Source organism: Streptomyces sp. NPDC051555 (assembly GCF_044454405.1).
GTDB lineage: Bacteria > Actinomycetota > Actinomycetes > Streptomycetales > Streptomycetaceae > Streptomyces.
In genome coordinates, this window is sequence record NZ_JBITDP010000015.1 from 38892 (window position 1) to 52754 (window position 13863).

Annotated in this window: 11 protein-coding genes and 1 tRNA gene; 7 read left to right on the forward strand and 5 right to left on the reverse strand. The window is 71.8% G+C overall.

Going from position 1 to position 13863, the window contains the following annotated elements:
* Window positions 1-44: 44 nt before the first annotated feature.
* Window positions 45-3002, forward strand: a complete 2958-nt coding sequence (locus ACIBEA_RS27330; protein ID WP_399265300.1) for a BTAD domain-containing putative transcriptional regulator — start codon at window positions 45-47, stop codon at window positions 3000-3002.
* A gap of 155 nt (window positions 3003-3157) precedes the next feature.
* Window positions 3158-3877 (forward strand): DUF4232 domain-containing protein, encoded by a 720-nt coding sequence (locus tag ACIBEA_RS27335; protein ID WP_399265302.1) that lies wholly within the window; start codon window positions 3158-3160, stop codon window positions 3875-3877.
* A 142-nt stretch (window positions 3878-4019) separates the two neighbouring features.
* On the opposite strand, the gene ACIBEA_RS27340 is transcribed toward ACIBEA_RS27335, so the two are convergent.
* Window positions 4020-4094 (reverse strand) — tRNA-Trp (locus ACIBEA_RS27340).
* A gap of 148 nt (window positions 4095-4242) precedes the next feature.
* Between ACIBEA_RS27340 and ACIBEA_RS27345 the strand changes: the two genes are divergently transcribed.
* Window positions 4243-4776 carry an NUDIX hydrolase gene (locus ACIBEA_RS27345; RefSeq protein WP_399265304.1) on the forward strand — a complete coding sequence of 178 codons (534 nt, stop codon included), beginning with the start codon at window positions 4243-4245 and terminating at the stop codon, window positions 4774-4776.
* Here the strand turns inward: ACIBEA_RS27345 and ACIBEA_RS27350 are convergent.
* Entirely contained in the window at window positions 4746-6104 is a 1359-nt protein-coding gene (locus ACIBEA_RS27350; protein WP_399265306.1) for a hypothetical protein, read from the reverse strand. The two genes, ACIBEA_RS27345 and ACIBEA_RS27350, sit on opposite strands and share 31 nt — an antisense overlap.
* Before the next feature lie 398 nt (window positions 6105-6502).
* Between ACIBEA_RS27350 and ACIBEA_RS27355 the strand changes: the two genes are divergently transcribed.
* The 3 genes from ACIBEA_RS27355 (at window position 6503) to ACIBEA_RS27365 (ending at window position 8731) form a co-directional block, all read left to right on the forward strand.
* A complete protein-coding gene (locus tag ACIBEA_RS27355; protein WP_157853303.1) occupies window positions 6503-6658 on the forward strand; it encodes a hypothetical protein in 156 nt (51 codons plus the stop codon).
* A gap of 82 nt (window positions 6659-6740) precedes the next feature.
* Window positions 6741-7952, forward strand: coding sequence for a JmjC domain-containing protein (locus ACIBEA_RS27360; RefSeq protein WP_399265308.1), 1212 nt, complete (start codon window positions 6741-6743; stop codon window positions 7950-7952).
* Window positions 7886-8731, forward strand: a complete 846-nt coding sequence (locus ACIBEA_RS27365) for an aldo/keto reductase (RefSeq protein ID WP_399265310.1) — start codon at window positions 7886-7888, stop codon at window positions 8729-8731. Before ACIBEA_RS27360 ends, ACIBEA_RS27365 begins: the two co-directional genes overlap by 67 nt.
* Here ACIBEA_RS27365 and ACIBEA_RS27370 read toward each other — a convergent pair.
* From ACIBEA_RS27370 to ACIBEA_RS27380, 3 genes are all read right to left on the reverse strand, one after another.
* Window positions 8722-9579: a hypothetical protein gene (locus ACIBEA_RS27370; protein ID WP_399265312.1), complete on the reverse strand. Its 858-nt coding sequence runs from the start codon at window positions 9577-9579 to the stop codon at window positions 8722-8724. The genes ACIBEA_RS27365 and ACIBEA_RS27370 overlap by 10 nt on opposite strands.
* Before the next feature lie 205 nt (window positions 9580-9784).
* A complete protein-coding gene (locus ACIBEA_RS27375; RefSeq protein WP_399265314.1) occupies window positions 9785-10846 on the reverse strand; it encodes a serine hydrolase domain-containing protein in 1062 nt (353 codons plus the stop codon).
* A 61-nt stretch (window positions 10847-10907) separates the two neighbouring features.
* Window positions 10908-12134, reverse strand: coding sequence for a Shedu anti-phage system protein SduA domain-containing protein (locus ACIBEA_RS27380; RefSeq protein ID WP_399265316.1), 1227 nt, complete (start codon window positions 12132-12134; stop codon window positions 10908-10910).
* 159 nt (window positions 12135-12293) lie between these two features.
* Here ACIBEA_RS27380 and ACIBEA_RS27385 point away from each other — a divergent pair, with 159 nt between their 5' ends.
* Window positions 12294-13823: an alkaline phosphatase gene (locus tag ACIBEA_RS27385; RefSeq protein WP_399265318.1), complete on the forward strand. Its 1530-nt coding sequence runs from the start codon at window positions 12294-12296 to the stop codon at window positions 13821-13823.
* Window positions 13824-13863: the final 40 nt, after the last annotated feature.

Sequence of the window (13863 nt, forward strand, 5' to 3'; positions counted from 1 at the left end):
GACGATATGCTGACGTTTCTTTGCTTCCGGGGGGGTGCAAGCAGGTGGAGTTCCGTCTGCTCGGATCGGTGACCGTCGCGCGGGGGGCCGGGGACCTACCGCTCGGCCCCGCCAAGCGGGCCAGCCTGCTGGCCGCGCTGCTGCTGCGGCCCAACCATCCCGTACCGCTCCGGCAGCTCACCGACTCGCTGTGGGACGGCGAGCCCCCGGCGCGCGCCCGTAGCGTGATCCAGGGGCACGTGTCCCGGCTGCGCACCCTGCTCGACGCCGCCGAAGCGTCCACGTACGGGGTCGAGTTGGCCACCCAGGGCGCGGCGTACGTGCTGCGGATGCCGGAGGCGCTGCTGGACGCGCACCGCTTCGAGCAGCTGGTCACCCGGGCCCAGGGACAGCAGTCGGTCGCGGACGCCGTGGTCATGTACCAGGAGGCCCTGTCCCTGTGGCAGGGGCCCGCGCTGACCGGCGTGCACCCCACACCGCCGCTGCAGGCGGCCGCGGACGCGCTGGAGGAGATGCGGCTGACCACCGTGGAGCACTTGGCCGCCGGGTACGGGCGGCTCGGCGCGCACGCGCAGGCCGCGGCGGTGCTCCGCGCCGAGGCGAGCGCCCATCCGCTGCGGGAATCGCTGTCCGCCGCGCTGGTGACGGCCCTCCAGCGGGCCGGCCGGCGCTCGGAGGCGCTCGACTGCTTCCACCAGACCCGGCGCCTGCTCGCCGAGGAGCTCGGGGTCGATCCGGGCGACGAGCTGAGCGACGCCTACGCGGTGGCCCTGCGCGGCCAGCGCGGCCAGGACGGCCGGCGCGGGCCCCTACCGCAGGGACAGGGCTGCCGACACGACCACGAGGCCGACACTGCGCACACCGTCCCCAACGCCCACACCCCGCACACCGCGCACACCGCCCGCGCCGAGGACCACCGCGGCGAAGACCACCGTGGCGCCGCTCCCGGGGCGGCGGGCGCACCGGCCCGCACCCCGGCCCCGCCGGCCCGGTACGCCGACGCCCTCGACCTGATGCCCCGCGCGCCCCGCGGCTTCCACGGCCGCGAGGCGGAGTTGGCGCAGCTGTCGCGGGCCGCCGCCGCGGAGGCGCCGATCTGCCTGGTCACCGGCCCCGCCGGGGTCGGCAAGAGCGCCCTCGCCGTCCATTGGGCACACCTGCACCACGAGCGGTTCCCCGACGGCCGCCTCCACGCCGACCTGCGCGGTTTCAGCGACACGGGCGAAGCCTCGGCCATCGACGTGCTGCGGGAGTTCCTGTTGGCACTGGGCGTCGCGCCGCTGCGCGTGCCGGAGTCGGTGACCCGCGCCGCCGCCCTGTTCCGTTCCCTGACCGCCGACCGGCGCCTGCTGGTCGTCCTCGACAACGTGCGCGCCTCGGAGCAGGTGCGTCCGCTGCTGCCGGGCGGGAGCGAGTGCGTCACCGTCGTCACCAGCCGCTACCGGCTGCGCGGCCTGATCGCCTCGGACGCGGCCCGGCCCGTTCCGCTGGGCGTGCTGGGACCGCAGGACGGTACGGACCTGCTCGCCGCGGTGCTCGGCGCGGACCGGGTGCTCGCCGAGCCCGCGGCCGCCCGACGGTTGGCAGAGCTGTGCGACGGACTGCCCCTCGCCCTGCGGGTCGCCGCCGCCCGGCTGGCGGACCAGCCGTACCTGACCCTGACCGCCATGGCCGAGGAACTCTCGGACACCACGCGCAGGTTGGCCCTGCTCGACGCCGAGGACACCGGGGTGCGCGCCGCCCTGCACCTGTCGGTGCGCCGCCTCCCGGCGGCCGCCGCGCACCAACTCGCCCACCTCGGCCGCCACCCCGGCACGCACATCGACCGCGGGGTGGCCGCGGCCCTGGCGGGCACCGGCGTCGAGGAGGCGGAGGCGGCCCTCGACCAGCTCGCCGCCGCGCACCTGTTGACGTACGGCGCACCGGGGCGGTGGGTGCTGCACGACCTCGTCCGGCTCTACGCCCGCGACATGGAGACGGACCCGCGGGCGCTGCCGCGGCTGCTGGACCACTACATCGCGACCGGCCTCGCGGCGGCCGGGGCCGCCGAGCGCGACGGGCAGCCGTGCTTCCCGTTGCACGCCGACTTCCACGCGCCCGCGTACGTACGGGACTTCCGCGACCGCGACGAGGCGATGGCCTGGTACGCGGCGCAGCGCGAGGACCTGGCCCTGGCGGCGACGGCCGCGCACGCGGCCGCCCTGCACGACCGGGCCTGGCGGATCGCGCTGTCCCTGTGGCCGCTGATGGTGTGGCGGGTCCTCGACGGCTGGGCCCCGCTTCTCTACACGGCCCTCGACTCGGCCTGGGCCGACGCCGACCTGCACGGCCAGTCCCGGGTGCTCGCCCTCCTGGGGTGGGTGCTGACCGAGGAGGGCCTGACCGAGGAGGCCCTGCCGCACCTCGAAGCCGCCCCCCTGCTGGCCGCCCGCTCCGGCGACCGCAGCGGCCAGGCCACGGCCCTGGTCAACCTCTCCCTGGCGCAGGCCTCGCTCGGCGATCTCGACCAGGCCGCGCGGGGGTGCGTACGGGCGGCGGAGCTGGCCCGCGCGGCCGGCGACCCGACCACGGAACGCCTCGCGCTCTACCACCTCTCGCGGCACCAACTGGATTCCGGGGACTGGCACCAGGCGCTGGAGAGCACGACGGCCGCGCGGGCCGCCCACGCCGCGGACGCGCAGTCCCCCTCGCGCGTGCTCCTGCTGGCCGCGACCGGGGAGGCACTGGTGGGTCTCGGCGAGCGGACCGAGGGCATCCGATGCCTGGACGAGGCCGCGAGGGAGGCCGAATCGACCGGCTTCGACGAGGGCGCGGAGCGTGCGCTCGGCGCGCTGCTCCAGTTGTCGGACGGAGAAGACGGCGAAGACCGAGAAGAGGGCGAAGAGGTAGAGGACGGAGAACCGGACGCGCCGCACGAGGAGTACGTCGCGCCCGCCCCGCACGACGCGGCCTACCGCAGCCGGTACGACAAGGTGCGGGCGCGCCAGGGCGTACGGGCGTGATCCGGCGGGTGGCACTCCACCCGCCGCGCTGACGTTGCGCCGACGTCAGCGGAACGTCAGCGCGGCGTGACCACGACGCCAGCGGTCCCCGGCACAGTGGTGTCCACGCGGGAACGACTTCGCGTGACGACCGTTCAGAACCGGGGAGTTCCCTCATGCGCACCACCCGTCGCCTCCACAGCGCGAGCCTGGCCGCCACCATCGCGGCCGGTCTCACGCTGGCCCTGACCTCGTGCGGCGGCACGAGCGGGGCGGCGGCGGGCGCGGACGGGGCGAACAGGGGCCCCGGTGCGAACGGGGCGGCCTCGCCCGGCACCGCCGGCGGGGCCTCGGCGACGGGCGCGCAGGGGGCCTCCGGCGCCCCGTCGGACGGCAAGGGAGCCGGGGCGGGCACCGCCTCCCCGGCGAAGGCGGGCACGGGCACGGGCACCGGAGACGACGCCTACGCCTACGCCCACCCCTGCTCGGCGCGGAAGCTGACCGTCAAGGTCGGTTCCGCGCAGGGCCTCCCGGCCACCGTCCGCGTCATCACGGTGACCAACAACGGCTCCACCGCCTGCGGCCTGGCCTACCACCCGACCATCGGCTTCAGCGCGAAGGGCGCCGCGCTCGGCATCACGGCCGTCGCCCCCGGCGGGCTGGGCGGCGCCCCGGCGTACCCGGTGCGCCCCGGCGCCACCGCCTACGCGGCCGTCGACCTCAACCCCGGCGGCGGGAGCGGACCGGTCGCCGACGAGATCAACGTCCTGGCCGACGCGGAGCACATGCCGAACGCGGACGGCACCAGCCTGCCGCTCACCGCACCGGGCAAGGTCGCGGCCCCGAAGGTCGGCCTCTACCGCACCACCGCGCGGGAATCACTCGGCACCCTCTGACCCCTCCCGCCCCACCCCCCGATCCCTCCGGGCCCCCGACACCCCCGACGGTCCCCGGAGCCCGTGCACCCCCAGTCCGTTGACCTGGGGGTGCACGGTTTTTCAAGAGGGTTCTGCCTTGGACGCCTTTACGGCGAGAAGGCGAAGCCGGCTGGATTCGAACCAGCGTCCTCACGATTTTGGAGACCGCGCGCGACGACCTCTGCGCTACGGCTCCGCCCCCAACCGCATCGTACGGGCCTCCCCTGCGACCTCGTCCGTCACTCATCAAGGAATTTCGTCAGTGTGACGTGAATTAGCCCGAAGTCAGCGGGAGTTCGGTGGAATTCTGCGATGCTGGAGGCCGATCGAGAGGGGCCGCAGCGATGCAGTGGAAGATCCACGGGGAACGTCCGATCTACGAGAACCCCTGGGTGAACCTGTGGCTCACCGATGTCGAGACGCCGGACGGGCACCGCTGGGAACACCACGTCGTCAAGCTCCGCCACCTGGCCGTGGCCGCTGTCATCAACGACCACCAAGAGGTCCTGATGATGTGGCGCCACCGCTTCATCACGGACGCGTGGGCCTGGGAGCTGCCCATGGGCCTGGTGGAGGCGGACGAGACGCCCGGCGAGGCTGCCGCCCGCGAAGTCCTCGAAGAGACCGGCTGGCGTCCGGGCCCGATGAAGCCGCTGATCTACGCCGAACCGGCGAACGGCATCACGGACTCCCAGCACCACCTGTTCCGCGCGGCCGGCGCCACGTACGACGGGCCACCGACCGAGAAGAACGAGTCGGACCGGATCGAGTGGGTCCCGCTGGTAAACATCCGGGGCATGATCGACCGCCGCGAGATCGTCAGCAGCGGCTCCCTCGTCGGCCTCCTCTACGTACTGATGGACGAAGGGGTTCGCTGACCCTGCGGCGGAAACATGGCTCGCAGCTGCGCCTCGAAGGCAACCGCGGCCGGCACCTCGCGATACGGCGCAAGCTGCTCGTAGAACTCGCGAAGGTGCCCGGTCACCCGCTCGGACGACACGGCTGCGGCGAGCACCAGTGCCTCGATCGCCGTGTGGCACGCCTGGTCGAGCTTGCCGCGCTGGAGCTGCGTACGGGCCAACCAGAAGGCATGCAACGCCCTACCCCGCTGGTTCGCGGGATCCTCCCGCTCCAGCGCGTCGGCGATCAACGGTTCGGCAATCGCCGCCTCGCCGAGACGGCCGTGCGCGATGCCCGTGTCCACGATCAGCTTCGGCTCGTCGAAGTACGTCACCCATGCCGGGTCCGGGTCGTCCGCCTTGATCCGGTCGTACTGGCTGTGCGCCTCGGCGATCGCGGTGTGGGTCGCTGTCCGGTCGCCCAAGGTCGCGTGGGCGAACGCCTCACGCATGGCCAGCATGGCCCGGACTCTCGACGTCGTGCCGATGGCCGCGCGGGCCTGGTCCTGGGCAGCAGACACCAGCGCGAGCGCGTCCGCCGCCTTGTCCTGGTAGGTCGCTTGCAGGCTCATGCACGCCAGCACGTTGGCCATGAAGGAGTGGTCGTCAACCTCCCGGGCCAGTTGCAGAGCCTCCGAGAAGTACGCGCGGGCCTGGTGATACTGCCGGGCATCGAAGTACGTCCACCCGGTCAACCGCGCCAGCTCCGCGGCGATGCCGTACAGGCCGTGCTGGACCGGCGTCGGTCGTTGGTCCTTCAGCAGCCCCTCGACGTATCGCAGCTGGCCGACGACAGCAGGCCGGAGCGTCTCGCCCCCGTGCTCGTCGTCGCGACGCCAGTAGTCCTCGATCGAAGAACGCAGGGCGTGCAGTGTGGATGGGCCCGGGTTGGTCCCGGCGGCCAGCGCCAGGATGCTGTCCACCTCCACGCCCGGTAAGGCGCTGAGGGGCTTCGGCTCAACGGGCAGGTGACCGAACTCCGGCCTCTCCCGCTCGGCCACGGCCAAGACAGCCGGCGTCTCCCACGTACGACGGGCAAGCCCGAGCATGTGCCCCGGGATCCGCAACCCATCGGCGATCCGCTCGATCACGTCCATGTGGACGAGTTGCCGCTGTCCCGAGATCACCTCTCCCACCCGGCTCGGCGTCAGCTCGCACTGCCGCGCGATCATCGACGGGTAGATGCCCGCCCGCGTCTTCACCAGCCGGAAGACCTTCGCGAAGTCTCGGAGACGGCACGCATCGATCATCTCGGCGTCGGTGAGCAGGCTCGCCGGGAGTTCCTTCGCGCGACGTGACTCGGGCATCGGGGCACGCTCCGGAGGAAGACTACGGATCGCTTCAAGGTCTCAACCGAGCGTAATGCTACCCAAGTTGGGTATTCCGCTGGACCTTTCTGGCCATACCCCCCGCTGACGATCCTTCTGCACATGGCGAAGCGACAGAGGACGACCGCCTTGGAGACACACGGTGGCACTCCTGACTCAAAGCGAACGACCCACGTGACGACCCCGGCCGCTATCCCCTGATCCCGGCCGCTGAGCGGCAACCGGCTTCCGGTACGTATTCCACGCTCGCTCGGCTCGTGGCCTCACGCCACCCCCGTCTCCCCACCGGCCCGGAATCAACCGGGCCGGTGAGGCACGCCCCATAGGGGCTGGGCCGGCACCCGTCGGCCCTGGACTTCCAGGAAATGGAGACACACATGGCGGCGCAGAAGGAAGACCTGCTGATCGGCGTCGAGAGCCTGATCAAGGTCCAGGACCGCTTCACCGCCGCGGCGGCCGAGTCCGACTCCACCGGTACCTCCGCGGGCGACGACGGCGAGAACCGCGACGGCCTGAACCTCCCGCAGGAGTAGCACCCAACAGCACTCACCGGGGGCCCGACATCCACGACGGGCCCCGGGCCCTCGTGCCCATGGCACCGACCGGAGGAAACACGTGGACCACCACTTCGTCACCGCACTGGAAACGGCTCTCGGCTGGGACGGCCCCGGTGAACTCGGAGCCGGTTTCGCCCGGGGAACGATCGAGGACCTCGATCTACTCGATCGCCTGCTCAACCCCAGGAAACTGCTGGACCTGGTGATGCGTCGCAGCGTCACCACGCCCCAGTTCCGCATCTTCCAGGAAGGGGCCGAACTGCACCCCGGCCGCTACATCCAGCCCTCCGTCACCCGGCGGGGACAGGCCATCCCCATGGCCGACATGCGCCGCGTCGGCGGGCTGATGCGCGAGGGCTGCACCATGGTCCTGGACGAGGTCGACTTCTTCGATCCGGTTATGGAGGCCACCTGCCGCGCGCTCCAGTGGTGGGCCCGCGAGCTGGTGCAGGTGAACGCCTACCTGACGACCCAGGACGCCAGTGGCTTCAAGCTCCACTGGGATGACCACGACACCGTGATCGTCCAGCTCGCCGGTCGCAAGAGCTGGGAAGTCCGCGGTACCTCGCGCAAGGTTCCGATGTACCGCGACTCCGCCCCCAACGCCGAGCCCAGCGAGGACATCGTGTGGCAGGGCGTGATGGAGCCCGGCGACGTGATGCACGTCCCGCGCGGCTTCTGGCACCAGGCCACCCGCAACGACCAGGGCGACGGCTACAGCCTGCACGCCACCTTCGGCATCGTGAAGCGCGTCGGCGTGAACTGGCTGGCCTGGCTCGCCGACCAGGCCCGCACGCAGGACCTGTTCCGGTACGACCTCGACCGCTGGAACTCCCCCGGCCAGTGGGAGGGACAGCAGCACCTCCTGGCCGACGCCGTCGCAGAGATGGCTACGAAGCTGACTCCGCAGGACTTCTTCGATGCCCGCGAGCGAGAACGCCTGGCCGCCCGGCACGTCCCGGCCACCGGCCTGTTCGGCAAGCCCGCGGCCGTCGTGTGCGTCACCGACTTCGAGCCCGTGATCGAGCAGCACCACGACACCGTGGACGTGCTCGCCGCAGGCAAGAAGATCACCTTCGCCGGCAAGGCGTACCCCGCCCTCGCCCTGCTGCTGAGCGGGCACCCCGTCGACATCGCCGACGCCACCGAGAAGACCGGCCTGGACGTGGAACAGCTCGCCGAGATCCTGGTGAAGGAGGAACTGTGCACCGAGCTGACCCCCGCCTTGTCCTCGGCCTACACCGGTCTCGTCACCACCGCGACATCCTGACGGCCGCACTCGACCTCGGCGTCACGGCTCTGGACACTGCGGCTCCCTACCTCGGTTTCCGCTCGCACGCGGTACTGGCCGAGACGGCCGCTGACCTACTGCCGAAGTTCACCCTCTCCACGAAGGTGGGCTTCTTCCCGAGCGCCGGAGGCGCTGAGCACTCCCTCGATCCGGTCCGGCTGCGGCTGGCCGTCGAGCGGGCGGCCCGGGAACTCCGCAGGGAACCTGACACCGTGCTCCTGCACAACCCCGAACGGAGCCTCACGGGCCTGTCCCCAGCCGATGGCCATGCCCTCCTCGGCAACGCCTGCATCGCCTTGGCCGACGCCGCCCGTGACGGCCTGTGTCGTACCTGGGGCGTTGCCTCCTGGGACACCCGGCCGTTCGACGCGATCCGGGTGGAGGACCTTCCGTCTCCGGACGTCCTCGTGGTCCGGGCCGGTCTCCTCGTGGGCATCGACCTCCTCGACGCCACCACCTTCCTGCGCACCGCCTGGCAGGCGGAGGAGACCTGGGGCATGAGCCCCTTCGGTGGCGGTCACAAGAAGGTGTGGGAGGACTTCGACCCCCGCCCGTTCCTCCGACCGCCCCACGATGGCCTGTCCCGCCTACAGGCGGCGTTCCGGACCGCATTCCACCTGCCCAACGCCTCCGCGATGGCGGTCGGTACCGACGACCCCGGGCAGCTGGCCCAGTTGGTCCAGGCCCTGAGCGCGGAGGTGGACACCGCCAACGTCAGTCAGTACCTGCGGGCCCTCCATGGACACCGTCAGAGCTGAAGCTCGGCCACCAAACGCTCGGACTCCTTCCGGGCCGGCGCCAGCAGCGGATCCTCCTCGTACGCGTGGGGTCCGACGATCTTCGACAGGAAGAACAGCGACATCAGCTTGCCGTCCCGGCTCTCCAAGTCCGCACGCCGCTCACGGTGGACGCGGTCAGCAAGCCCCGGGACGGCAAGCGCGTTGCCCCACAGCGTTGCGGCGTCCAGGCCCCGGGGCGCCATGCCCCAGTCCTCCCAGTCGATGAGCGAGAACTCCGGCCCCATCACGTTGGCCCAGGTCAGATCCGCATGAGCCGGCGCCCACCGCTCGATCCCCATATCCGCCACCCCGGGGAAGACCTCCCCGAGAGTCTGGGTCACCTGCTCCTGCGTGATCGTCACCGTGTCGGGCGTCGCGATCCGCGGTGTCTGCTGCGAGGCAAGCGCGTCCAGGGAAGCGTTCAGTGCGTCCCACCACTCGTCCGGCAGGCCCGGGTCTTCGAGCACCAAGGCGCCCTTGCCCACAGACGGCGATGCGATCAGCTCCAGCTCATCCGCCCGCCACATCACCGGCTCGCCCGGCTCGCGCCACGCCAAGCCCTGGTACCACTCGGGCATCGCGACTCCTTGCAGCACGGCAGCGGCCTCGGTCCCGTTCCAGCCCTGCGGGCCGATCCGCTCGAATCCCCGCCGCTCGATCCGCACCCACGTACCGCGGTCCGTACGGCCACCCAAGGACCGGCGCTTGCGTACGAGCGTCTGCCGATCCAGGCGCACGTGTAGGGCCTCTTCTACGCGCTCCAGCACGTCTTCTACTGGCTGACGACGCAGATCCACCTGGGCGGCAACGGGCAGGGATGCATTCATCACGACCTCCTCGGCGAACGGACGACCGTAGCAGGAACGGCCCCTGGAGGATCCAAAGCGGCACATGGGCGGATCATGATGAGACACCGCCCCGATGACGAAGGGGTACCCCGGGTCGGGACACCCCTTCAGATCAATGCATCGTCCGACCGGGTGCGGTGGGAGTGGGATGTGAACCCCTGGTGACTCGCGCCACGACGGTTTTTCACACCGTTTCGAGGGCGCGTTCGCGCAAGGGGGTGATTCGGGTGCGGGCGGTGGGGCCGTCGTGGATCGCGTTGGTGGTGATGACGACGTACCGGCCGGTGGTGGGTGCGAGGAACAGGCTGGTGCCGGTGAATCCGTGGTGGTAGGCCACGGCGCCGCCGGCGGCCACGATCCAGCCGAGCCCCCGGTGCACGCCGGGGTCGATCTCCGCGACGGGCACCAGGCTCTCCCGCAGCCAGCCGCCGAGCACGCCGTCCGGGCCCGTCGACAGCAGGTGTTCGGCGTAGGTCGCGAGGTCCGAGGCCGGGGCGAACACCCCCGCGTGGCCGGCCACATCGCCCATCGCGGCCGCGTTCTCGTCGTGCACCGCGCCCCACAGCCGGTCGTGCGCGTCGCGGTGTTCGGTCGGCGCGACCCGCGCGGACTGCGGCAGCGGCCCGTAGGCCGTGTCCCCCATGCCCAGCTCCGCCCAGAGGGCCGCGGCGAGCCGGTCCAGCGGCTCGCCGTGGACGTGGGCCAGGGCCAGGCCGAGCAGGACGTACCCCCGGTTGATGTACCGGTGCGTGCCCGGCAGGTTCTCCAGGGGCTCCGCGCAGATCAGCTCGTGCAGCGGGCGCGCGGTCAGGTCGTACAGGTCGAAGCGGGTGGCCGCCCGCAGCCCGGAGGTGTGCGACAGCAGGCGGCGCACGCTCACCGCGGCGCCGGGCAGGTGTCCTTCCATCGGCGGCAGGAAATCCCGTACGGGCGCGTCCAGTTCCATCAGGCCGCCCGCGACGGCGCGGCCGACGAGCGGCCAGGTCGCGGTGACCTTCGTGAGGGACGCGACGTCGTAGACGGTGTCCGCGCCCGGGCACTTCTGGTGCGTGAAGGGGGAGACGATCCCGGCCGACACCACCGTACGGTCCCCCGCGGCGGTGCCGCAGACGACGACCCCGCCCGGGGTCGCGCCGTCGGCGACGACCTCCTCCAGCGCCTCCCGCAGCCCGTGGACCTCGGCGGTCGTGAAGGGTACGAGGGCGGGTGCGGGTACGCCTGCGGGTGCGGGTGCGGCCTCGGTCATCTGCGCCTCCGGTGCGGTGGGTGGCCCAGGTCCCGTCGGCCTGGGCCACCCACCCTGGCGATCAACGGGACCGGGAGCCGGCAGCCGCGCCGAGCGAACGCTCCGCGTTGTCGATCAGTTCCTTGTAGGTGAGCACCTCGACCCGGGTCACATGCGCGTTGAAGGTCCGTAGGGCTTCGTTGACCTCGTGCTCCGGGACCTCCGGCTGCGCCGCCGGATGGCCGATCAGGACGAGCGCGCCGGCCCGGCGGGTCTCGATGCCGAAGTCGGCGCGCAGCCGCTCGCGGTTCTCGTCCAGCCCGACCAGGTAGTTCACCGCCTGCCCCACGGCGTCGTGCACCTCGGCGGCCGGCACCCACGCCCCGCGGTGGCGTTTCACCAGCGGCCCGGCGAGGCTCATCGACCGCTTCAGCTCGACCACGTGGAGCGAGCCGTCGCCGCGGATCAGCGGGATGTCCACCTCGTCCCCGACGACGAGCCGCCGCTGGACCGCCTCCCCCACGTACCGCCCGCCGAAGATCCAGTGCTGGCCCTCCAGCGCCCGCTGGAGGTCGGCCTCGCGCGCGCCGCGGTCCTCGGCGACGGCGCGCAGGGCGGTCAGCTGCCGCGCGCGCCGTTGGAGTTCGGCGGCGCGCAGGGCGAGCCGGCCGTCCCGGTCGGACGCCAGGAGGGAGAGCGCCTCGGGCGAGGCCGCGATCCGACGGGCCTCGGCCTCGGGGTCCGCCACCTCGATCCGTTCGTGTCGGAACACCCGCTCGATCCACAGCGCCAGCTCCGCCTGCCCCCGGGGTATCCGGTAACGGCCGGGTCGGTCCGTCGGAGCCTCCACGAATCGGCTGTCCTCCGCCAGGGAGCGCAGGTGCTCCAGCAGCTCCTGCGCGGGCGCCTCCGGGTTCTCGGCGAGGAACTGTCGCCCCATCTCCGTCATGAACCGACCGCCTCCCCACAAGGTCGTGCCCACAAGGTCCCGCAGGCTCCGGCTGCGCTCGGCGCCGCCCTGGAACAGCCGGTAGCGCTCCTCGAACTCCGGTTTCAGGATCCGCCCCTCGGCGTAGTCCACGGAGTCCTGGAGCAGTCGTACGACCTGCCACTCCCCCGCGGCGGCCGCCCGGGCCCGGGCTTCGCCGAGCAGGTCGAGGAGCGCCTTGCCGCCCCTGTACCCGCGGCTGCGCCCGCTGTGCATGTGCCTGCCCACGGCGTCGACCGCCGCGCGCACGCCGTCGTCGACCGCCTCCTCCCGGACGGCGTCCAACTGGAGGTCCAAGGCGAAATCAGCGCGGATGTCCATGTCCCGAAGGATGACGCACGGGTCCGACACCGCACGCAAGGGCGATTTCGGCCGGGCGCTGTTCGACTCCACGTCACCCGGGGAAACCGCCGTGTTCATGTCCCGCTCTTAGCGTCGGTCCGCCCGCGCCATTCATTTCCGAGGGGGACCCCCCGCATCATGCGACGCAGACCTGCCAAGACGCTGACCGTACTGGCCCTGTCCGGCGCCCTGGCGGCCTCGGCCGCCACCACCGCCAACTCGGCTCCCCAGCACGGCGGTCAGGGGGAGATCCGCAACGTCATCTACCTGCTCGGTGACGGAATGGGCCGCACCCACGTCACGGCCGCCCGCGACCGGTTCTACGGCGCCTCCGGCAAGCTGAACATGGAGACCCTGCCCTTCACCGGCGCGGTCGCCACCTACGCCGTCGAGAAGGGCAGCGACAAGCCCGCGCTCGTGACCGACTCCGCCAGCTCGGCCACCGCCTGGTCGACCGGCGTCAAGACCTACAACGCCGCGCTGAGCGTCGACTCGTACGAGAAGCGCGTCGTCACGCTGATGGAGCAGGCCAAGAAGGCCGGCTTCGCCACGGGCAACGTCTCCACCGCCGAGATCACCGACGCCACCCCGGCCGCCCAGTTCAGCCACGCGCTGCTGCGCGGCTGCCAGGGCCCGACGTACTCGGACGCCGCCTGCCTCCCCAAGAAGGAGGACGGTACGTACGAGAGCGCGCCCGCGGACAAGACGCTGGTCACGCCGATCGCCGAGCAGATCGCGCGCAACGGCACCGCCGACGTCATCCTCGGCGGCGGCCTCGCCCGCTTCGAGCCGGACGACCAGAAGGCCCTCCAGGGCCAGGGCTACCAGGTCCTCGGCAGCTTCGGTGACCCCAAGCTCCCGGCCCAGACGGCCGCCAGCCAGAAGGTCGCCACCAAGACCGACCTGAGCCACGCCAACGGCAAGAAGGTCATCGGCCTCTTCAACCGCGGCAACCTCACCGTCGAGCAGGCCAAGGCCGGCCTCCCCGCGGACGCCGTGCAGAAGCAGGAGCCGACCCTCGCGGACATGACCCGCAAGTCGATCCAGCTGCTCGGTGACCGCGGCGGCTACGACAAGAACCGCAAGGGCTTCCTCCTCCAGGTCGAGGGCGCCCAGATCGACAAGCGTTCGCACGCCAACGACGCCGCCCAGACCCTGGGCGAGATCAAGGCCTTCGACGACGCGGTCAAGGTGGCCACCGACTTCGCGAAGAAGGACGGTCACACCCTGGTCGTCGTCACCGCGGACCACGAGTGCGCCGGCTTCAACATCATCGAAAAGGGCACCTACACCAACGCCGAAGCGGTCGCTCCCCCGGCCAACACGGACGCCGGCAACACCGCCAACAACAGCACCCCCTCGCGCCCCACTTCGGGCGCCAAGGACCCGGTGCGCTCGACCGGCGCCGTCAACGGCGCGGGCTCGGGTGACGCGAAGAACTTCGCTCCCGCCACCTTCCGCACGCCGAACGACCCGGCCGGCGTCAAGGACGGCAGCCCGGACGCCAGCCTCTGGCTGACCTACCTGTCCGGCAACCACACCGGCGCCGACGTGCCGATCTTCGCCTACGGCCCGAACGGCAGCGCCTTCGCCGCGAGCCAGAACAACACCGAGCTGTACGGCAAGCTGTACCGCTCGCTGTTCGGCAAGTCGCCCCAGCAGCACTGACCCACCGAGCGAACGGCCGGGGCCGGGAGGACCATGTCCT

Coding starts and splice junctions, on each gene's coding strand:
- ACIBEA_RS27350 (WP_399265306.1), bottom strand. CDS start 6,104: ATGCCCGAGTCACGTCGCGCGAAGGAACTCCCGGCGAGCCTGCTCACC.
- ACIBEA_RS27385 (WP_399265318.1), top strand. CDS start 12,294: ATGCGACGCAGACCTGCCAAGACGCTGACCGTACTGGCCCTGTCCGGC.
- ACIBEA_RS27370 (WP_399265312.1), bottom strand. CDS start 9,579: ATGAATGCATCCCTGCCCGTTGCCGCCCAGGTGGATCTGCGTCGTCAG.
- ACIBEA_RS27380 (WP_399265316.1), bottom strand. CDS start 12,134: ATGGACATCCGCGCTGATTTCGCCTTGGACCTCCAGTTGGACGCCGTC.
- ACIBEA_RS27355 (WP_157853303.1), top strand. CDS start 6,503: ATGGCGGCGCAGAAGGAAGACCTGCTGATCGGCGTCGAGAGCCTGATC.
- ACIBEA_RS27335 (WP_399265302.1), top strand. CDS start 3,158: ATGCGCACCACCCGTCGCCTCCACAGCGCGAGCCTGGCCGCCACCATC.
- ACIBEA_RS27345 (WP_399265304.1), top strand. CDS start 4,243: ATGCAGTGGAAGATCCACGGGGAACGTCCGATCTACGAGAACCCCTGG.
- ACIBEA_RS27375 (WP_399265314.1), bottom strand. CDS start 10,846: ATGACCGAGGCCGCACCCGCACCCGCAGGCGTACCCGCACCCGCCCTC.